Annotated in this window: 19 protein-coding genes and 2 pseudogenes; 8 read left to right on the top strand and 13 right to left on the bottom strand. The window is 67.5% G+C overall.

Features of this window, described 5'->3' with window-relative positions:
* The 3 genes from narH to narI are packed head-to-tail and all read left to right on the top strand — an operon-like array spanning position 1 to position 3,214.
* Complete coding sequence (gene narH, locus AB0H61_RS30765) at positions 1-1,782, top strand: nitrate reductase subunit beta (protein ID WP_357311232.1); 1,782 nt, start codon at positions 1-3, stop codon at positions 1,780-1,782.
* Positions 1,779-2,459, top strand: a complete 681-nt coding sequence (narJ, locus tag AB0H61_RS30760; RefSeq protein ID WP_357311231.1) for a nitrate reductase molybdenum cofactor assembly chaperone — start codon at positions 1,779-1,781, stop codon at positions 2,457-2,459. The genes narH and narJ overlap by 4 nt, the downstream gene beginning before the upstream one ends.
* Positions 2,456-3,214, top strand: coding sequence for a respiratory nitrate reductase subunit gamma (gene narI / locus AB0H61_RS30755; protein WP_357311230.1), 759 nt, complete (start codon positions 2,456-2,458; stop codon positions 3,212-3,214). The genes narJ and narI overlap by 4 nt, the downstream gene beginning before the upstream one ends.
* Positions 3,215-3,328: 114 nt before the next feature.
* Here the strand turns inward: narI and AB0H61_RS30750 are convergent, their stop codons facing one another.
* The 6 genes from AB0H61_RS30750 to AB0H61_RS30725 form a co-directional block, all read right to left on the bottom strand.
* The gene (locus tag AB0H61_RS30750; protein ID WP_357311229.1) at positions 3,329-3,781 is read right to left on the bottom strand and encodes a VOC family protein; all 453 of its coding nucleotides are present in this window, start codon (positions 3,779-3,781) and stop codon (positions 3,329-3,331) included.
* A 106-nt stretch (positions 3,782-3,887) separates the two neighbouring features.
* Positions 3,888-4,310 (bottom strand): cupin domain-containing protein, encoded by a 423-nt coding sequence (locus AB0H61_RS30745; protein ID WP_357311272.1) that lies wholly within the window; start codon positions 4,308-4,310, stop codon positions 3,888-3,890.
* Between the two features lie 35 nt (positions 4,311-4,345).
* Positions 4,346-4,552, bottom strand: coding sequence for a type II toxin-antitoxin system VapB family antitoxin (locus tag AB0H61_RS30740; RefSeq protein ID WP_357311228.1), 207 nt, complete (start codon positions 4,550-4,552; stop codon positions 4,346-4,348).
* Between the two features lie 56 nt (positions 4,553-4,608).
* Complete coding sequence (locus AB0H61_RS30735) at positions 4,609-4,944, bottom strand: TfoX/Sxy family protein (RefSeq protein ID WP_357311227.1); 336 nt, start codon at positions 4,942-4,944, stop codon at positions 4,609-4,611.
* A 111-nt stretch (positions 4,945-5,055) separates the two neighbouring features.
* Positions 5,056-5,928, bottom strand: a complete 873-nt coding sequence (locus tag AB0H61_RS30730) for a glycosyltransferase family 2 protein (RefSeq protein ID WP_357311226.1) — start codon at positions 5,926-5,928, stop codon at positions 5,056-5,058.
* A gap of 65 nt (positions 5,929-5,993) precedes the next feature.
* Complete coding sequence (locus AB0H61_RS30725; protein WP_357311225.1) at positions 5,994-6,905, bottom strand: NAD-dependent epimerase; 912 nt, start codon at positions 6,903-6,905, stop codon at positions 5,994-5,996.
* A 129-nt stretch (positions 6,906-7,034) separates the two neighbouring features.
* Between AB0H61_RS30725 and AB0H61_RS30720 the strand changes: the two genes are divergently transcribed.
* Positions 7,035-7,994, top strand: a complete 960-nt coding sequence (locus AB0H61_RS30720) for a helix-turn-helix domain-containing protein (protein WP_357311224.1) — start codon at positions 7,035-7,037, stop codon at positions 7,992-7,994.
* Between the two features lie 59 nt (positions 7,995-8,053).
* On the opposite strand, the gene AB0H61_RS30715 is transcribed toward AB0H61_RS30720, so the two are convergent.
* Positions 8,054-8,254: a hypothetical protein gene (locus AB0H61_RS30715; protein ID WP_357311223.1), complete on the bottom strand. Its 201-nt coding sequence runs from the start codon at positions 8,252-8,254 to the stop codon at positions 8,054-8,056.
* 385 nt (positions 8,255-8,639) lie between these two features.
* On the opposite strand from AB0H61_RS30715, the gene AB0H61_RS30710 reads away from it, so the two are divergent.
* From AB0H61_RS30710 to AB0H61_RS30695, 4 genes and pseudogenes are all read left to right on the top strand, one after another.
* Complete coding sequence (locus tag AB0H61_RS30710; RefSeq protein WP_357311222.1) at positions 8,640-10,064, top strand: serine hydrolase domain-containing protein; 1,425 nt, start codon at positions 8,640-8,642, stop codon at positions 10,062-10,064.
* A gap of 42 nt (positions 10,065-10,106) precedes the next feature.
* Positions 10,107-10,823 carry a MerR family transcriptional regulator gene (locus AB0H61_RS30705; RefSeq protein ID WP_357311221.1) on the top strand — a complete coding sequence of 239 codons (717 nt, stop codon included), beginning with the start codon at positions 10,107-10,109 and terminating at the stop codon, positions 10,821-10,823.
* Between the two features lie 173 nt (positions 10,824-10,996).
* Positions 10,997-11,713: pseudogene (locus AB0H61_RS30700) on the top strand (TIGR03619 family F420-dependent LLM class oxidoreductase); the annotation flags it as partial.
* A pseudogene (locus tag AB0H61_RS30695) lies at positions 11,710-11,811 on the top strand (nuclear transport factor 2 family protein); the annotation flags it as partial. The pseudogenes AB0H61_RS30700 and AB0H61_RS30695, both read left to right, overlap by 4 nt.
* 77 nt (positions 11,812-11,888) lie before the next feature.
* Here the strand turns inward: AB0H61_RS30695 and AB0H61_RS30690 are convergent.
* The 6 genes from AB0H61_RS30690 to AB0H61_RS30665 all read right to left on the bottom strand — a co-directional run bounded on the left by AB0H61_RS30690 (position 11,889) and on the right by AB0H61_RS30665 (position 20,003).
* On the bottom strand, positions 11,889-12,653 hold the full coding sequence (locus tag AB0H61_RS30690; RefSeq protein ID WP_357311220.1) for a sirohydrochlorin chelatase: 765 nt from the start codon (positions 12,651-12,653) through the stop codon (positions 11,889-11,891).
* Positions 12,650-13,891: a uroporphyrinogen-III synthase gene (locus AB0H61_RS30685; protein WP_357311219.1), complete on the bottom strand. Its 1,242-nt coding sequence runs from the start codon at positions 13,889-13,891 to the stop codon at positions 12,650-12,652. Before AB0H61_RS30685 ends, AB0H61_RS30690 begins: the two co-directional genes overlap by 4 nt.
* A 7-nt stretch (positions 13,892-13,898) precedes the next feature.
* Positions 13,899-14,300: a nitrite reductase small subunit NirD gene (gene nirD, locus AB0H61_RS30680; protein ID WP_357311218.1), complete on the bottom strand. Its 402-nt coding sequence runs from the start codon at positions 14,298-14,300 to the stop codon at positions 13,899-13,901.
* A 64-nt stretch (positions 14,301-14,364) separates the two neighbouring features.
* Positions 14,365-16,923, bottom strand: a complete 2,559-nt coding sequence (gene nirB, locus AB0H61_RS30675) for a nitrite reductase large subunit NirB (protein ID WP_357311217.1) — start codon at positions 16,921-16,923, stop codon at positions 14,365-14,367.
* Between the two features lie 28 nt (positions 16,924-16,951).
* A complete protein-coding gene (locus AB0H61_RS30670) occupies positions 16,952-18,409 on the bottom strand; it encodes a nitrate/nitrite transporter (RefSeq protein ID WP_357311216.1) in 1,458 nt (485 codons plus the stop codon).
* 316 nt (positions 18,410-18,725) lie between these two features.
* The gene (locus tag AB0H61_RS30665) at positions 18,726-20,003 is read right to left on the bottom strand and encodes an MFS transporter (RefSeq protein WP_357311215.1); all 1,278 of its coding nucleotides are present in this window, start codon (positions 20,001-20,003) and stop codon (positions 18,726-18,728) included.
* Between the last annotated feature and the right edge of the window lie 43 nt (positions 20,004-20,046).

The following is a 20,046-nucleotide window of genomic DNA, read 5'->3' as shown; positions in this document are numbered from 1 at the left end:
ATGCGTGTCATGGCACAGCTGGCCATGGTGATGAACCTGGACAAATGCATCGGCTGCCACACCTGCAGCGTCACCTGCAAGCAGGCGTGGACGAATCGCGGTGGCACCGAATACGTCTGGTTCAACAACGTGGAAACCCGCCCGGGACAGGGCTATCCGCGCCAGTACCAGGATCAGGAGAAGTGGAAGGGCGGCTGGACGCTCACCAAGCGCGGCAAGCTGACGCTGAAATCCGGTTCCCGGATGAAGCGCCTGCTGAATATCTTCGCCAACCCCGACCTGCCCACGGTGACGGACTACTACGAACCGTGGAGCTACGACTACGACAACCTGCTGTCCTCGCCGCCGACCGACACCACCCCGGTAGCACGGCCGAAATCGCTCATCACGGGCGAGGATACGCAGGTCACCTGGGGCGCGAACTGGGACGACGACCTCGGTTCCGGCCCGGAACAGGTCGGCAAGGACCCGCTGCTGTCGCGGCTGTCGGAGCAGGTGAAGCTGGAGTTCGAACAGACCTTCATGTTCTACCTGCCGCGCATCTGCGAGCACTGCCTGAATCCGTCGTGCGCGGCGTCGTGCCCCTCCGGCGCGATCTACAAGCGCGCCGAGGATGGCATCGTGCTGGTCGATCAGGACAAGTGCCGGGGTTGGCGCCAATGTGTCACCGGCTGCCCGTACAAGAAGATCTACTTCAACCACAAGACGGGTAAGGCGGAGAAGTGCACCTTCTGCTACCCGCGCGTGGAGGTCGGGATTCCGACGGTCTGCTCGGAGACCTGCGTGGGACGGCTGCGCTACATCGGCGTCATGCTCTACGACGCGGACAAGGTGCAGGAGGCCGCCTCGGTCACCGAGACCAAGGATCTGTACCCCTCGCAGCTCGGGGTCTTCCTCAACCCGCACGACCCGCGGGTGATCGCCGAGGCCGAGCGCGCCGGGATTTCGCCGGAATGGATTCAGGCGGCCCAGGATTCGCCGGTGTACAAGCTGATCGTCGATTACCAGATCGCGCTGCCGCTGCATCCGGAGTACCGCACCATGCCGATGGTCTGGTACGTGCCGCCGCTGTCACCGGTGGTGGATGTGCTGTCCGAGACCGGGCACGACGGGGAGAACGCGTCGAATCTGTTCGGCGCCATCGACGCGCTGCGGATTCCGGTGGAATACCTGGCCGAGTTGTTCACCGCGGGCGATGTCGGACCGGTGCGCGCCGCATTGCAGCGGCTCGCGGGCATGCGGGCGTTCATGCGGTCGGTAAATCTCGGTGAGGAGCCGGATCCGTCGATCGCCCCGTCGGTCCGGCTGGAGCCCGAGCAGATCGAGGCGCTCTACCGCCTGCTCGCCATCGCCAAATACGAACACCGGTATGTGATTCCGACCGGTGCCGGATCCGAGGCGCACCAGCTCGACGCGCTCGCCACCGGATGCAGTCTGGACAACGACGGCGGACCGGGGATGACCGCCTTCGACCAGATGGTGGAGAAGTTCCACCTCACCGACACCAATGGCGCTGCGCCGGAGGAGAAGTCGAACCGGATCAACCTGCTGAACTGGGACGGTAAGAGCACCGCGGGATTGCTGCCCACCGCCGCAGCGGCGGCGAACGGCGCGGGTTCGAACGGCGCCAACGGCAGCGGGTCGAACGGCGCGAACGGCGCGCAGAGCAACGGCAGCAACGGGGCTGCCTCGAACGGCTCGACGGACCATGCGGGCAACGGCGCCGCGCATGGTTCGTCGGCCGACTACAGCGCAACCGCGGCCAACGGGATGCCGCGATGAGTCTGCTGAAGATTCGGCGTCGCCCCGAACCGACCGTGCAGATGTCCGAGCGGGATCGCCGCCTGGTGTGGCGGCTGGCCGCCCTGCTACTCGACTATCCCGGCCGCGACACCCTGGCAATGATCGACGAATTGTCCAGTGCGGCCGCGCAACTGCCCGATCACGTGCGTCCGCAGATCGACGGGCTGCTCACCCACCTGCGCGTGACATCGCCGATCGAGCTGGCGGCGAGTTACGTCGAGACCTTCGATCTGCGCCGCCGCGCCAGCCTGCACCTGACGTTCTACGCCTACGGCGACACCCGCAAGCGCGGTATGGCGCTGCTGCGGTTCAAACACGCCTACCGGCACGCGGGGGTGGAACTGGGCGATCACGAACTGCCGGACCATCTTCCGGTGCTGCTCGAGTTCGCCGCCACGGTCGACCCGATCGGCGGTGAGCGCCTGCTCGGCGAGCACGTGCCGGTGATCGAACTGCTGCGACTATCGCTGTCCGACAGTGGTTCCCCGTACGCCGGGGTACTCGGCGCGGTGGTGGCCACACTGCCACCCCTGACCACGGCCGACCGGCGTCGCATCGCCGAACTCGCGGCCCAGGGTCCGCCCGAGGAAGAGGTCGGGCTGGAGCCCTTCGCCATGGACCCCACGATGTTCGCCCAGTCGGAAGGCCGCCGATGAACTTCACCCCGCATCTGCCCACCGAGCTGTGGCTGATCCTGCCGTACGTGGCCTTCACCTCCTTCGTGCTCGGCCACATCTGGCGCTACCGCAACGACCAATTCGGCTGGACCACACGCTCTTCCCAGATCTACGAGAGCCGCCTGCTGCGACTGGGCAGCCCGCTGTTCCACTTCGGGATGCTCGGCGTGATCGGCGGGCATGTGCTCGGCGTGCTGATTCCGGAGTCCTGGACCGCCGCGGTCGGCATCTCCGAGCACACCTATCACGTGATCGCGGTCGGAGCCGGTTCGGTCGCGGGTCTGGCGGTGCTGGCGGGCGTCGGCATCCTGCTCTACCGCAGGCTCACCGTGACAGCGGTGCGCAAGGCGACCACGGGCAATGACAAGCTGATGTACGCCCTGCTCGCGGGTGCGCTGGTGACCGGCCTGCTCAATACCTGGGGCAGCAATCTGCTGTGGGGCACCTACAACTACCGCGAGACCGTATCCCCGTGGTTCCGTAGCCTTTTCACGCTGAATCCGGAACCCGAGCTGATGGTCGATACGCCGTGGACCTTCCAGCTGCACGGTCTGGTGGTGCTGGCGCTCATCGGGCTGTGGCCCTACACGCGGCTGGTGCACATGTTCAGTGCGCCCATCGGCTACCTCACCCGGCCGTACATCGTGTACCGCCACAAGCAATCCAACGCCCCCGACACCCGGCGCTACGCCGGTGCGTGGGATGCGCCGGTCACGCCGGAACGCTGGCGCTGAGAACGCACTTCTCACCCGAACCGGCCCTGTAGTCACGGCGACTACGGGGCCGGTTCGGATTCGTCGTCCCGGGCATTCCGGTATTCACCGGGACGGAGACGGTGAATTCGGTGGTCAGGCCCGATCGTAGGCGTCCTGTAGCACCGCGAGGTCGAGCTTCGACATGGTGCGCAGCGCGGTGCCGACGGCTGTGGTCTTGGCCGGATCGTCCCCCATCGTCAGCTTCGGCAGAGCGGCCGGGACCACCTGCCAGGACAGGCCGTAACGGTCGGTCAGCCAGCCGCAGGGGCCGGGCTCGCCGCCCTCGGTCAGGGCGTCCCAGAGCCGGTCGACCTGCTCCTGCGTATCGACGACGACCTGGATCGAGGCCGCATCGGTGAACGGATGGCCCGGGCCGCCGTTCATCAGGGTGTACGGGTGGCCGTCCAGTTCGATCGACACGATGAAGGCCGAGCCGTCCGGATGCCGGGTGATATCGACGATCCGTGAATCGTCCACCAGCTCGACGTAGCGGTTGGCGGCCTGCTCGGCGTCGGACTCGAACCAGAGGAAGGTGTTGACGGACATGATGTGCTCCTTGCGCTGTGGGTGACTTGCTGTCACCCTTCGGTCGGAGCCGATTCCCCCGCCTCGACACATCTCGGCATTTTTCTCAGAGATTTTTTTCGGGCTGTTATGCCGCGGGTCGAGCACAATCCGGAGCGGGCGCATCCTCGAACAGCGGACTCCCGATCGGCACCGCGTACGCCACGTCCAGCACCACGGGTTCGGTGCCGAGGTTCTGCCCGATGTGGACATTCCACGCACCCGCTGGTTCATCGATGAAATCCCCGGTCCGATACACCGTGGCCACGCAATCCGGTCCGGGATGCGTCAATGTCCCCGCCCGCACGAACCCGAACACCGGTCCGTCGTGAAAATGCCACCCGGTCGCACCGCCCGGCGCGATGGTGATCTCCCGAACCACCAGATCCGTCCCCGCCACCATCGGCGACAACCCGGCGGGAATCTGCGCCCGGCCCAGCGTCACCGCCGTGACACCCGTACCGGGCGTCGCCCCCGCCTCCCCGAACAGTGAGGTACCGACCAGAGCCATTCCGATCGTCACCGCGGCCACGCGCGGAAATCGCGTCATCGCTGCAGCCTAACCATCACCCTCAGGTCTATCTCCCCCGTAGCCACCATTTCGCGCATTCGCGCGACGGCCGCGGCCCGCCATCGGCGGTTCACGATCTCGCGCAGCGCCGCGTCGACGGTATCGCGTTTCGTCGTGGTGCCCAGGTGGCGGGCGGCCTCGGCGAGCGCCTCGTCGTCCACATCGATGACTGTTCGAGCCATGCCGTGCCTCCCCTCGATGCTGCCAGCCGGATCCACGCAAGGCCAGCTTGCCCTCGTTACGCCTTGGCCGGGAGCGATCGGGCGTAGGCGATGCCGCGATCGACCCATTCGCGCAGGGTGGCATCGTCCGCGACGGCGTCCGCGGTGACGCGCAGCCAGCCGTCCACCTCGCGGCCGCCCATCACCATCGAGTGCACGAACTCGCGCTCCAGCAGGTCGTTGCCGTCTTCCGGGTCGATGCGTACCAGCAGCCCGCCCTTACCGCTGGCCGCGACCGCCATATTGCCGCCGATCAGGAACGCCAACCCGCCGAACATCTTCTTCTCGGTCAACTCGGGTCCGGGCTCGATCAGCTCCCGGATCCGCTCGGCCAGCTCCTCGTCGTATGCCATGGACTCATTGTGTGCCAGGCCACCGACAGGATCCGGACTCTTGATGCGCTACGCCCCCAACGCGGCACAAGACCTCGCCGCCGGGATCGGCCTCGATGAGCAACCGTTCACCTAGCTGCCGAGGCGCTGAGCGATCGCGGTCCGCAGCACCGACAACCCACCGCGCACCACCAGCCCTACCGCGACCAGCGGGGCGAACACCAGCCACGGCGAGTGCCGGTGATAGTCGCAGTAGAACCGCAGCGCGCTGCGGTGATGGCTTCGGATCTTGCGGAACGGCGCGGACCGCATACTGCCGCCTTCACGATGGCGGATCTCGACGTTCGGGTCGAGCACGACCCGCCACCCGGCTCGGTGCATATCGAGCGCCATCTTGGTTTCCTCGAAATAGAGGAAGTAGCGGGTATCGAACCCGCCGACGGCGTCGAATGCCTCGCGCCGGAACAACATGCAGCAACCGGAGATCCAGTCGACATCGCTGATCGCGGTCACCGGATCGCCGAAGTACGCCCGGGTCGCGGGATTGCCTGGCCACACACCACCGAGCAGGGCGTGCGCAATCCCCACCGCGAGCGACGGGAACCGACGCCCACTCGGGTAGGGCGTTCCGTCCAACCGGGCTATCCGCGGCCCGATCATGCCGATCGTCTCGTCGGACCGGGCGGTGTCGACGAGCAACGCAATCGAACCCGGTGCGAGGTGAGTATCAGGATTGGCGACGAGGATCCATTCGGCATTCGTCGCGGCCGCGCCCTGGTTGATCGCGGCGGCCAGGCCGACGTTCTTGCGGTTGCGGATCACCGTCCCACCGAACTTGTCGACGATATCGGCGCTGTTGTCGGTCGAAGTGTTATCGACGCCGATCACCGTGAGCGTCAGTGGCTCGACTGCCGCCGGAAGCGATTCCAGAAAGGGCGGCAGATCCTCTGCGCTCTGGTAGGTGACGAGAACCAGGCCGACGGTCTTGTCATCGCGAGCGGGCATGGCCGCGAACCTAGCACGCCGCAGTGCGTTCTGCGGGGCCGATCCTGAACCTCCGGACAGCCCCGTCAGGCGGGCGGCACGACAGTCTTCAATACGTCGTCCAGTGCGGTGGCGGAGACGCCGAAGGTGGTGCGCATGGCGCTGTCGTCGACGGTGAACTCCCGGTGCGACATGTGGTAGGTCTCGAAAAGCTCGGGCCAGAAGGGATCTGCGTTACCGAGCAGGGTGAGTTCGCGGTCCGTCATGACCTCCAGCCGGGGCGCGGTGACGCCCGCGAGCTCGGCCAGCCGGGTGGCGGCCGCGCGGACGGTGGTGGTGATGACCGGGGCGTGCCAGGCCTGACCCCACGCCCGGTCGTCACGGGCGACCGCGACCAGCGCGGCCGCGGCATCCTCGATCGCGGTATAGGGGTGCGGGAGGTCGAGGGCCTGCGGGACGAGGGCGAGTTGCTCGCCCAACACCTTGGGCTGCACCAGCAATGAGAACACCGAGACCGCACCGGCCCCGAGGAACTGCCCCGCACGGACCTCGGTGACCCGGATCCGGCCCGCATCGTGGGATGCCTTGGCCTCGTGCCACATCCGGGCCCGCACCCGTCCCTTGTGTCCGGTCGCGGCCAGTGGCGAATCCTCGGTCAGCGGTCCGTCCGCCGGGCCGTAGCCGTACAGGTTGCCCAGCATCACCAGGTTGGCGCCGGCCTGTTCGGCGGCTGCCCTGATCGCGCCGAACAGCGACGGAACCTCCTGCGGCCAGGTGTGATACGCGGGCATCGCGGTATTGAAGACGGTCTCGGCGCCGCGCGCCAGCTCGGCGAGCGCCGTCGCATCGGTGGCGTCGGTGGCCACCAGCTCGATATGCGAGTGTTCCGGACCCGCGCCGCTGCGGCTGACCATCCGCACTCGATCGCCGGATTCGGCGAGCAGCAGGGCGGTTGCCGTGGCGGTACCACCATGGCCGACGATGACATGCAAAGGCATGCGATTTCCCTTCTGAGACAAGGCGATTTGGGCGATCGATGACTTTCGCCGATCACCTGACCTCAACATTGCCCGGCGGGTGCGAGGTAGGCTAGTGGCCCGCTTGCCATCTATCCCAAGGATTCGGCCATGAAGACCGTCGCGGTTGTCGCCGTCCCTCCGGTGAAGGCCTTCGACCTGGCCATGCCCGAAACCCTGCTCGGCTCGGTGATCGTGGATGGTGAACCCGGCTACCGAATCGTGGTCTGCACCGCCGAACCCGGCGTGGTTCCAGCGGCACTCGGCGGGTTCGATGTGGTGGTGCGGCACGGCCTGGAGTTCCTCGATGAGGCCGATATCGTGATCGTGCCGAGCACCGGCGCCCGGGGCACCGCCGACGCGGCCACCCTCACCGCGCTACGCCGCGCCGTCGACCGCGGGACACCGGTCACCTCGATATGCAGCGGTGCCTTCGTGCTGGCCCAGGCCGGGCTGCTCACCGGACGCACCGCGACCACGCACTGGGGACTGGCCGACGAACTCGGCGCGCGCTTTCCGGAGGTAACCGTCCGCACCGACGCGCTGTTCATCGAGGACGGGCCGGTGACCACCGCCGCGGGCGCCGCGGCCGGAATCGACCTGTGCCTGCACCTGATTCGCACCGACTACGGCGCGACGGTCGCCAATGCCGCGGCGCGTGCCGCCGTAGTGACCCCCGTACGTCCGGGCGGCCAAGCCCAGTTCGTCGACATCCCGCTGCCACCCGAGAACGGCCTGTCGCTGGCGGCCACCCGCGAATGGGCCCTGGCGCGCCTGGACACACCGCTATCCCTCGATGATCTCGCGACCCACGCGCGCACCAGCGTCCGCACCCTGACCCGCCGCTTCCACGAGGAAACTGGCCTCAGTCCACAGAAATGGCTGCTGCACCAGCGTATCCAGCGCGCCCGCGAACTCCTCGAATCCACCTCACTGCCCATGGATCAGGTGGCCCGGCACAGCGGCATCGGCTCCGCGGAATCCCTGCGCCAGCACATGATCCGCCACGTCGGCCTCCCCCCGAGCTCCTACCGCGCTTCTTTCACCCGCACACCCAGCCAATCCGCCTAGTCCGCGCGCCTCCCGGATCCGGCGACCGAGTGCATATGCCAGCTCGGCGGCGCGGTGCATCACAACCCAGCTGTTCGGGTCCGCCCGGCTATCTCGTCCATGAGCATCCGCAAAGTCAGCGAATGCTTCTCCGGCGGCAGCGCGAATCTGTGCGCCACCGGCGGCGATGCCCCTTCGTAGCCGAGCGCGATAGCGGCCCGGCCGCGTACCCACCCACGTATCTGCGTGTCTTTGAATCGGTCGGCGGCATCGGCGGCCATGTCGTACCAGCGGACGGCGTTGTTTCCGTCGGATCCCGGGATCTTTTCGCAAACAATGTCATGAGGCGGGCGGCGACCGCCCACATGCGCGGGCTGTCCAGTTGCTGTTGCAACACAATCAGATCGGCGGCCAATCAGCGTTGGATCTCGGCGGCTCCGGCACTCGTGTAGTCGGTGCCGGAGGAATTCTCGACTCGCCGACCTGGTTGCCGGATCAGATCGCCGGTGCCGACGCCCATGTTCTGAATCATTCCCGCACCCGGTCTGGAAAGGCGCCGGAACTCCCCGTGTGGCAACTGTGGCCGTGGGATTGAACATCGGAGGAGCGACTCGGACAGCCCTCGACTTGACCTTGCCCCAAGGGCAAGGTTCGACGATGGTTCGCATGAACGACAACGCACTGCACACCATCGAAGCCCAGATCCGCGAGCAGGTCGCCGCCTACTGCGCGTCCAGCAATGTCCCCGGTTTCCTCGCCGGCGTCTACCACCGCGGCGAGCAGATCATCGTCGCCCACGGCACCGCGAACGTCGCCACCGGCGCGCCGATGCTCGAAGACACCGGATTCCTCTACGGCTCCGTCACCAAGGTCCTGACCACCACGCTGGTCCTACAGCAGGTCGACCGCGGGGTCCTGGACCTCGACGCACCGGTCGTGAAGTACCTACCCGAATTCGCACTGAACGTCCCGGGCGCGACAGACCAGATCCTTGTCCGGCACCTGATCTCGCACACCAACGGCATCGACGCGGACCTGTACTTCCCCGATGCCAAGGGGCGCGACGCCGTGAAGACCTACGTCGATGGCCTCGCGAGCAGCGCCGGCACCCTGTTCGAACCCGGCGAGCAGCTCAGCTACTCCAACGGCGGCATGATCGTCGCGGGCCGCCTGCTCGAAGTCGTGACCGGCCTGTCGTTCCACGACCTGCTCGCACGCGATATCTACGCACCCGTCGGTATGAAGGACTCCAGCACCTCGGCCGAGCAGGCCATCCTGCGCAGCACCGCGGTCGGCCACTTCAATGACCTCGAGACCGGGGCGGCCAAACCCACCGGCATGTTCACGCTGCCCGACACCTGGGGGCCGGCCGGCGGCACGCCGATCGGCACCATCGCCGACCTGCTTGCCTTCGGACGCACCCACCTCGCAGGCGGTGTGTCCCCCTCCGGCGAGCGGGTCCTCTCGACCGAGTCGACCGCGCTGATGCAGCAGGTCGCCTACGACATGGCCAGCCCGAACGTCCCGCCCATCGGCCTGGGTTGGGTGCTGTATCCGTTCGGCGACACGACCGTCCTCGCCATGTCGGGTGCGTCGCCCGGCGGCGTCTCCATCCTGTTCGTCATACCCGAACACGACCTGGTCTTCACCGCCTTCGGCAACACTCCGGGGGCGGTCATGCTGCAGGACCAGCTCCTGCAGTGGCTCCTGAGCAAGCACCTCGACGTGCAGGTCGCCACTCTGATCACCGAATCGGAGGCCGATGTCGACCTCACCCCCTACGTGGGCACCTACCGCTCCAATCAGCTCCGCATCGACGTCAGCATCGTCGACGGTCAGCTCGAGGAGCGAACGACCTACGAACCGGCGGACGAGTCGCAGGAGCGGATCTTCACCGAGTTCGCCGGCGGCATGACCTCCGCCCCGCCGCAGCGCTACGTGCCGATCCGGCCCGGCCTGTTCGCGCCCGCCGGATACCCGATGGAGGCGTTCGACGGATATCTGCGACTGCTGCTCGTCTCCTACCACGACCTCCACGACGGCAGAACACGCTTCCGCAACGGCGGCGGCCGCCTGACCCGTCGGGCCTGACCGGCCCGAATGACCTGACTGCCGAGTGGAAGGATGTCGAGCATGATCACAATCGGCCGACTCGCGGACTATGCCGGAGTGACCATCAAAGCAATCCGCCACTATCACGAGCGCGGTCTGCTCGCCGAGCCAGACCGCGACTCGTCCGGCTATCGCCGTTACACCGCCCAACACGCCATCGACCTCGTCAAGATCAGGACCTTGGCCGATGCGGGCATGCCACTGGCCCGCATCAAGGACCTCTTCGACGCCGACCCGGCCGCGCTCACGGCAGCTATCGCCGAGATCGACAAGGCACTCGAAGACCGCATCGCGCGGCTGCGGCGATACCGCCACCAACTCACCCAGCTGCGCGGCGGCGACGGACTTTTCGTCTCCCAGGAAGTCGTCGACTATCTCGAAGAATTGCGCGAACTCGGCGTCAGCGAGCGTCAGATGCACCTGGAGCGTGACGGCTGGATCCTCATGCAAACAGCCTCACCCGAGGACGCCGCCATGTGGATCGCCGAAAAACGCCAGTTCATCACCGATCCCGAGTTCCGCGTCCTCTACCTCGAATACGACGCCGCCTACGATTGGTCGCCGAACGACCCCCGCCTCCCCGCCCTCGCGGACCGTACCCGGAACTGGTACGCCAACCACCACGCCCCATCCGACACCCGCCCCATCCACAACCCGACTATCGCCCGGCTGGCCGCACAGTCCCAGCCCGGAGCCTCATCCCCGGCCTGGGACCGCCTTGCCCAACTCATGAAATAGCCCCGATCACCACCGCGCCATAACGACTTCCCGAATTGAACCTCGGCCGCGTTCAAGCGATCTCCGTGAAACAACCGTTCTGCACGGACATTCTTCACGGATTTCGAGCGGTTTCCGGCGATCCGGGCGCGACAGTGTCCGCGTAGCCCAGGTACCGCTGTCAAGGGCGCCGCGGTAAGCCGTTCATCGAGACGTTCGTGCTGTGCACGGCATTGGCGGCGGCCACCAGCACGGTGCGGGTGACACCGTTCGTGCTCGAACTGGCGATCCGGCCGCCAGTGCTGGTCGCCAAGCAGGCCGCGTCGCTCGCGGTGCTCAGCGGGAACCGATTGTCGCTCGGCGTCGGGATCAGTCCATGGCCCGAGGATTTCGCCCTGCTGGGCCTGCCGTTCGAGCGTCGCGGAAAGCGGATGGACGAGGCCGTCGAGGTCGTGCGCGGCCTGTGCGCGGGCGGATTCTTCGAATATCACGGCGAGTGCTACGACATTCCCGCCGTAGAACTGACACCGACACCGACCGAACCGATTCCGATCCTGGTCGGCGGGCACAGTGATGCGGCGCTGCGCCGGGCGGTGCGGCTGGGTGACGGCTGGATGCAGGCGGGCGGCGACGCCGAAGAACTCGACCGGCTGCTGCGGCGGATTCGCGAATTGTGGAGCGAGCGGGACAATCCCGCACCCTTCCAGATCCATGTCGTTTCCCGGGACGCCTTCGATCCCGACGGCGTGGCGCGGCTGGCCGAGGCGGGCGTCACCGACCTGGTCGTGGGGTTCCGCAGCACCTATCAGCCGGGCCCGGATACCCGGACACTCGCCGAGAAGATCGACAGCCTGAATCGGTACGCGGACACGGTGATCCATGCGTCGCAGGAACAGGAGGCTGCCCGATGACATCCGAATCTCCGGCGCGGGCCGCCGGTCTCGCCTCACAGGCCGCGGTGCGCGCCAAGCGGAAGGACGACTGGCTCGCGCTGTTCGCCGCGGACGGCCGGGCAGCGCCTATTGGGAGATCGACCGGGCCCGGACCGCCCTGCTCGATTGAGCCGCCTGGCGGAAAACAGCACACTCAGCGCACGTGCGTTTGCACCAATTCCCGTGCGGCCGTGCGGTATCGATCGGCGATGAGACGAACCACCGCGGGGTGCACACCGATGGGTTCGGCGACACCGTCCGCACCGGCCTCGTGCAGCCGCTGTTGGAACAGTCCGTGCGCCAGCAGATACGAGGCGATGAACACCCGTTCGGCGCCCGACTCCCGCAACGAGGCAACCACCTCCGCGACCCGCGGCGCGCCGGTCGCGACATATCCGATCCGCACCCGTTCGCCGAGCCGTTCCGCGAGCATGGCCGCCGCGCGCCGAACATCCTTGCGCGCCCTGGCATCCGAGGAACCGGCGGCGGCGAAGACGACCGCGTCACCGGGCTGCCAGCCCGCGGCGCGCAACCGCATCTTCATGATCCGCGCGAGCGCCGGATCGGGTCCCATGGCCGGGGTGACCGCGACCGCCGGATGCCCGCTCTCGGCCACCTCGCGTGGCACATCCTGGTAGACGTGGTAACCGGACGCCAGGAACGCCGGAACGACCACGGCCGGAACGGATTCCGATGTCGCGTGCAGATCGCGCAACACCTCCGACGGCGACGGCCCGAGCACGTCGACGAAGGCGGTGCGCACGGGGGCGGTAGCGACCGCCTCGGGCTGCTCGCCGCCGCGCCCCGAAATCGCGGCGCCGAGTTCCCGTGTGACCGCCTCGGCGAGCGCGGCGATCATTTCCACACCCCTGGTGCTTCGGGTGCCGTGCGCCACCAGCACCAGGGCGGGCGTGGTCACCAGGTTCCCATCGTCTGGACGTAGCGCGGTGCCCGGACCGGTGCGCCGATACCCGGCATCGGCTGCCGCGGCGCCTCGGCGGGCCGCGGGTAGTTGTCGGTGCATTCGGCGGCGTCCAGCGCGAGCCGGTAGCCGCGCTTGACCACCGTCTGAATCGCCTTGGGGGTGCCGAGTCCGGCGCGCAGCCGGGCGATCGCGGTCTCCACGGCGTGGGTGTCGTCACCGCCGCCGGGCAGCGCGGCGAGCAGATCCTCCCGCGAGACGACCCGTCCGGGCTGACGGGCCAGCGACCGCATCAACGCCATCGGGGCCGGTGCCAGCTGTCGCACCGTTCCGTCGACGACCACGCAACCGCCGCGCACGCTGATCTGATGACCCGCGGCCTGAATCCGGTTGGCGCGCCGCGGCAGTTCCTCCGCGACATGCCGAGCCAACGCGCCGAGACGGGCCCGGCCCGGCATCGAGGTAGGCACGCCGAGTTCCTCGAGCGGGGCCGCGGTGATCGGGCCGACGCAGGCGGGCAGCACCCGGTTACGCAGGGCCTGCAGTACGCCCTCCAACAGCCCGGTTTCCTTCGCGCGCATCAACATCGAGGCCACGGCCGGCGCGCTGGTGAAGGTCACGCAATCCAGATTCGCCGTGACGATGGCCTCGATCAGCTGATCCATCGGACCCTGATCTTCCGGCGGAGTCCACCGGTAGACCGGCACCGGCACGACATCGGCCCCGGCACAACGCAGCACCTCGCAGAAGTCGGGTACCGGCTCCCATTCGGTGGTGGCGCCGTGCAGCTGCACGGCGATACGAACGCCCTCCACGCCCTCGGCGAGCAGGTGGTCGAGCACCTCGGCGGAAGACTCCGAGGCGGGTGACCACTCCTCACGCAGTTCGGCGGCACGGATCGCACCCTTGGCCTTGGGACCGCGGGCCAGCATCCTGGTCCCGGCCAAGGTGCTGCGCAGATCTTCGGCCAGGCCCCAACCCTCGGCCGCCTCCATCCAACCGCGGAACCCGATTCCGGTGGTGGCGACGGTGAGCTGCGGCGGTTCGGCGACCAGTTTGCGGGTGACCCGCTCCAGTTCCGTATCGTCGGCCAGCGGGATGATGCGGATGGCGGGCGCCGAAACGATCGTGGCGCCGCGTCGGGTCAGCAGGGTGGCGAATTCTTCGGCCCGCCGAGCGGCGGTGACACCGACGGTGAATCCGGCCAGACAGGCGCCCGCGTCAATTGTTGTCATGAGGTGTTCATCCGTCCGAGGATTCGAGCCCGGACGCCACCGGCTCGTTGGAAACCGAAACGATGCCGTCGTCCACACGCACCGCGTACACCGGCAGCGCTGCCGACTCATCGTCCAGGCAGGACCCGTCGAGCAACGAGAACGCCTGCTTGAGCAGCGGCGAGGCCACGACGGGGACACCGCCGCGATCGCCGACGATTCCGCGCGACATCACTGCCGCCCGGCCCAACGGATCAATATTGCCGACCGCGTAGAGCGAGCCGTCGGAGAGCACGAAGAGGGCGGCCTGCCGGCCACCTTTCAGCAACACGGCGACCCCGCGGCCGGGGATCAAATAGTCAAGTCGGCACGCCTGCGTCCAACCGGTGGCCGTAGCTGGTGAAATGCTGGGTGTATCGATAACGGTCATCGGGTTCCTCCTCCGAACGCCTTAATCATTGGTACAGGCGTCCTGTTTCCACGCGGTTAAGCACTCATTTCCCGTGCGTGGCTGTGGTGGATCCCACTCCAGCCGCCACCGGCATTTCCGGCAGACCCAGCAGTACCGGCACCTTGCGCTCACCGCTGTCGTCGAACGAGATCGTCGGATCGGCCTCCTCGGGCGCGTTCACGAAGGAGACGAAGCGCGACAGCTTCCCTTCGTCCTCCAGCACCGCCGCCCATTCGTCCTTGTAACCGTCGACATGCTTGGCCATCGCGGCCTCCAGGTCCTCGGCGATGCCGAGGCTGTCCTCGCACACGACCTGCTTGAGGTAGTCGATACCGCCCTCGAGCGCTTCCTGCCACGGCGCGGTGCGCTGCAGCCGATCCGCGGTGCGGATGTAGAACATCAGGTACCTGTCGATGTACTTGATCAGCGTCTCGTCGTCGAGGTCACCGGCCAGCAGCACCGCGTGCTTCGGGGTCAGACCACCGTTACCGCCGACGTACAGATTCCAGCCGTGTTCGGTGGCGATGACGCCGACATCCTTGCCCCGGGCCTCCGCGCACTCGCGGGCGCAGCCGGACACGGCCAGCTTCAGCTTGTGCGGGGAACGCAGGCCGCGGTAGCGCTTCTCCAGCAGCACGGCCATGCCGACCGAGTCCTGCTGGCCGTAGCGGCACCAGGTGGACCCGACGCAGCTCTTGACCGTACGCAGCGACTTGCCGTAAGCGTGACCGGATTCCATGCCCGCGTCGACGAGACGCTTCCAGATCAGCGGCAACTGCTCGACGCGGGCGCCGAACAGGTCGATGCGCTGTCCGCCGGTGACCTTGACATACAGGCCGAATTCCTTGGCGACCTCACCGATGGTGATCAGCTGCTCGGCGGTGACCTCACCGCCCGGCATCCGAGGCACCACCGAGTAGGTGCCGTTCTTCTGCAGGTTGGCGAGGAAGTGGTCGTTGGTGTCCTGCAGTGCGGCCTGCTCGCCGTCGAGGATGTGGTCGCTCGAGGTGGAGGCCAGGATGGAGGCGACCGTGGGCTTGCAGATATCGCAGCCGGATCCGGTGCCGTACTTGGCGATCAAGGCGGAGAAGGTGCGAATGCCGGTGACCTGGACGATCTGGAACAGCTCGGCGCGCGACTGCGAGAAGTGCTCGCACAGCGCCTTCGACATCTCCACACCCGACTGCTCCAGCAGCTTCTTGAGCATGGGAACGCAACCGCCGCAGGAAGTTCCGGCGTTGGTGCAGCTCTTGATGGCGGGCACGTCGCAGGCGCCCTCGGCGATGGCGCCGCAGATCGAACCCTTGCTGACGTTATTGCAGGAACAGATCTGCGCGTCATCGGGTAGCGAGTCGGCGCCGAGTTCCGCACCAGCCGGGGAGATCAGCGCGGCGGGCTCGGCGGGCAGCGGACGGCCGACCAGGGGGCGCAGCGCCGAGTAGGCGGTGGCGTCGCCGACCAGGATGCCGCCCAGCAGGATCTGCGCGTCATCGGAGACGACGAGTTTCGCGTAAGTGCCCTTGGCGGCGTCGTGCAGCACCACCGACAGCGCACCCTCGGTGGTGCCGTGCGCGTCACCGAAGCTGGCGACGTCGACGCCCATCAGCTTGAGCTTGGTCGACATATCCGCGCCGGGGAATTCGCCGGTGCCACCGAGCAAGCGGTCCGCGACGATCTCGGCGGTGGTGTAGCCGGGCGCGACGAGGCCGTAGCAGACGCCCTCGACCGCAGCGCATTCGCCGACGGCCCAGATATGCGGGTCCGAGGTCTGGAGCCCGAGGTCGGTGATGATGCCGCCGCGCGGCCCGACCTCGAGGCCCGCGTCCCTGGCGATCTGGTCCCGCGGGCGGATACCCGCGGAGAAGACCACCAGCGAGGCATCGATCTCGAAGTCGTCGGACAGCGTGACCTTCAGCTTGCCGTCGCCGACCGCCTCGATCGAGGAGGTACCGACACCGGTGTGCACGGCCAGGCCGAGGTCGGTGACCAACCGCTCCAGGATGGCGCCGCCGCCCTCGTCGACCTGGGCGGGCATCAGCCGGTCGTTGTACTCGACCACGTGCGGGGTCATACCGAGCAGGCGCAGGGCGTTCGCCGCTTCCAGGCCGAGCAGACCGCCACCGACCACGACACCGATGGCGCCGGGGCCCGCGGCCTCGGCGGTCGCCCGGATTCCGTCCAGGTCCTCGATGGTCCGGTAGACGAAGCATTCGGGCAGGTCATGGCCCGGCACCGGCGGCACGAAGGCGTAAGAACCGGTGGCCAGCACCAGCGCGTCGTAGGCGATGGTGTCGCCCGCCGAGGTGGTGACCTTGCGGGCCTCGCGGTCGATGGCATCGGCGCGCTGTCCGAGCCGCAGCTCGACCAGATCGTCACCGCTGTACTCATTGCCCGGCAGCGCAAGCGAGTTCGGGTCCCAGGCCCCGACGTACGAGGACAGCCCGACCCGGTCGTAGGCGGGCAGCTGCTCCTCGCTGAGCACGATGACCTGCCACCGGCCCGCCTCGTCACGAGAGCGCAGCGCCTCGACGAAGCGGTGCCCGACCATGCCGTGGCCGATGACCACGGCGGTCTTGCGAGCGGGTTCGACTGTGGGGTTCATGAGTGACCTCCCTGGTTCGGTTCGGGCGTCAGGCGCGAGCCGACGAGTTGGTGGACGTGGTGGCGGCCTGCTCGGCCTCGAGCACCAACGCTTCAGCCTCGACCACGACATCGGAGTCGGCGGCGGTGGGGCGGCGCAGGAAGACCAGCCAGGTCACCGCGGCACAGGCCACGTAGAAGGCCATGAATACCCAGAACGCGGTGGTCGCCGAGGCGGTCGAGGCGTAGGACGTGCGCAGCACCAGGTTGATGCCGACTCCGCCGAGCGCCCCGATGGCGCCGACGAATCCGATCAGCGCGCCCGAGGTGTTCTGGGACCAGGCGGCCTGGGTGGCCGGGGTCGCGTCCAGACTCTTGGACTTGGCGTCGAAGACCGACGGGATGATCTTGGTGACCGCCCCATTGCCGACACCGGAGAGCACGAACAGGGCGATGAATCCGATGACCATCGCGGTCATCACGCCGCCGGTGGCGACGCCCTTATTGCCGTCGGCGACCGTGCTGGCCACACCGACCAGGAGCGCGGCGGCCATCATCGCGCCGAAGACGTACAGGCTGACCTTGCTGCCGCCGATCCGGTCGGCCCACTTGCCGCCGTACGGGCGGGCCAGCGAGCCGAGCAGCGGGCCGATGAAGGCGATCTGCGCGGCGTGCAGCGCGGCCTGGGCCGCAGTGTCGCCACCCGCCTTGAAGCTGATCTGCAGCACCTGGCCGAAGGCGAAGCTGTAGCCGATGAACGATCCGAAGGTGCCGATGTAGAGGAAGGCGATCGCCCACGACTGCGGCACCTTCAGCGCCGTGATCATGTAGGACAGGTCGGCCTTCTGGTTCGTCAGGTTATCCATGTAGAGCGCGGCGCCGACACCGGCCAGCGCGACGAGTACCAGGTAGATCGCGCAGATCAGCGAGGCATAGCCATTGCCGAGGGTGGCGATGACCAGCAGGCCGATCAGCTGGATCACCGGCACGCCGATATTGCCGCCGCCCGCGTTCAGGCCGAGGGCCCAGCCCTTGAGCCGCTGCGGGTAGAAGGCGTTGATATTGGTCATCGAGGAGGCGAAGTTGCCGCCGCCGAGTCCGGCGAATGCCGCGATGACCAGGAAGGTCGTGTAAGAGGTGCCCGGCTGGTTGACGAAGTAGAGCGTCAGCACCGTCGGGATGAGCAGCAGGAGCGCACTGAAGATGGTCCAGTTGCGGCCGCCGAAGCGGGCGGTGGCGACGGTGTAGGGGATCCGCAGGATCGCACCAACCAGGGTTGGGACCGCCACCAGGAAGAACTTGCCCGCCGGGTCGATGCCGAACTTGTCGGTGGGCATGAACAGCACCATCACCGACCAGATCGACCAGACCGAGAATCCCACATGCTCGGCGAAGACCGACCAGATCAGGTTGCGCTTGGCGACATCCTTACCGCCGGCCTCCCAGGCGTCGACATCCTCGGCATCCCAGTGCTCGATGTTGCGGTTACGCGTGAGCGTGCTCAACAAGGGCCTCCCAAAATCGGTTGGCCCCAACGGTAGGAAATGGGTATTGCCGAAATGCTGCGGGAAATGACCGCCAAATCAACGGTTGCTCACGATTCCCCGGTATTGGGGGTGAGTTTCGGCCGAATGTTTCAGCGGTGTGACAGGGCGGTTTCCACAGGTGACAAACACCCCACCTCGAACTCGAGGTCCCGTGAGGTGTGACGCGGACAGCATGCCGCCACCCGCCCCATCCCGCAACCCGAACCGCGAGATTTTCGCGCTACTTTTTCCATGTTCAATTGGCCGATGCTCCCGGGTCCCTCCGCGGTCACCCGCGCTACCGCCTCCGGGCCGGTCGCTCGCCTCGCAATGCGTCCTCGAGCATGCGCGGCTTGCACGCCTGCCATGCCCCGGCCAGTAGCACCAGGACCGCGACGCTCAACATCGCGAACGGCGCGAGCCAGCCGCCGGTGGCGGTGTGCAGCATGCCGAACAGCAGTGGGCCGAGGCAGGCCACCGCGTAGCCGACGCCCTGGGTGAATCCGGAGAGCGCGGCCGAACCCTGTGCGGTGCGGGTGCGCAGATTGATCAGTGTCAGCGCCATCGGGAAGGTGCTCGGCCCGAGGCCGAGGATGACCACCCAGAGCACGGGCGCGCTCATGGGCGCGATCAGCAGCCCGGCGAAGGCGATGAAGAAGAAGGCCGCGAACAACACCACGATCGGGAAGGGATTGCGGAACCGCGCGACCATGGTCGGCGCGGTCAGCGCCGAAACCAACCCGACGAGCGCGAACAGCCCGACCATGGTGCCGCCGAACGCGTCGCTCGCACCGGCCTCGGCGAGGATCTTGGGCAGCCAGGCGAATATCGCGTACGTCGTCAGCGAGGTCATGCCGAACATGCCCGCCATACCCCAGGCCATGGGCGAGCGCCACGCCTTGCCCCTGGGCTCGGCCGCAGCGCCGGGCAGCGCGGTGGTGTCCACCTTGTGGCGCCCGCGCCGGTCGCGCAGCACGATGAGCCACGGGATGGCGGCGGCGAAGCCGAGCAGCGCCCACAGTCCCAGCGAGATGCGCCAGCCGTGCGACTGCGCGACCGGCACCGCGATCAGGGCGGGCACGACGGTGCCGAGTTGGACCATCGTGATGTAAAGGGAGCTGATCACCGCGAGGCGATCCGGGAAATACCGCTTGACCAACGGCGGGATGACCACATTGCCGATGCCCATCCCCGCCAGCGCCAGTGCGGAGCAGAGCAGAAGTTCGCCGGTGCCGCCGACCGTGGCCCGGATCAGCATGCCGAGCCCGGCCATCAGCATGGCGGTCAGCGCGGTGCGCTCCAGCCCGAGGCGATCCACCAATACCGGGGTGAGCAGGCCCGACAGCGCGAACATGGCGGTCGGGATCATGCCGAAGACGCCGACGATCGCGGTCGAGTACCCGATATCGGCGCCGATCCGCTCGGCGAGCGGGCTGAAGGCGGTGACGGCGACGCGCAGGGTCAGCGCGGACATCACAATCGCGGTGAGGACGAGGAGTCGCCCCTCGACGATCGAACGCTGCTGGACGGGGGTGGAATCAGGGCGAGTCGTGGTGTCCGGGAGGGTCGCTGGCACCGAGAAATCATAGGATGACCCCATGATAGGAGACAACAATTTG

The organism is Nocardia sp. NPDC050710 (genome assembly GCF_040654375.1).
Taxonomy (GTDB): Bacteria; Actinomycetota; Actinomycetes; order Mycobacteriales; family Mycobacteriaceae; genus Nocardia.
This window is presented reverse-complemented; position numbering and strand designations above follow the sequence as displayed.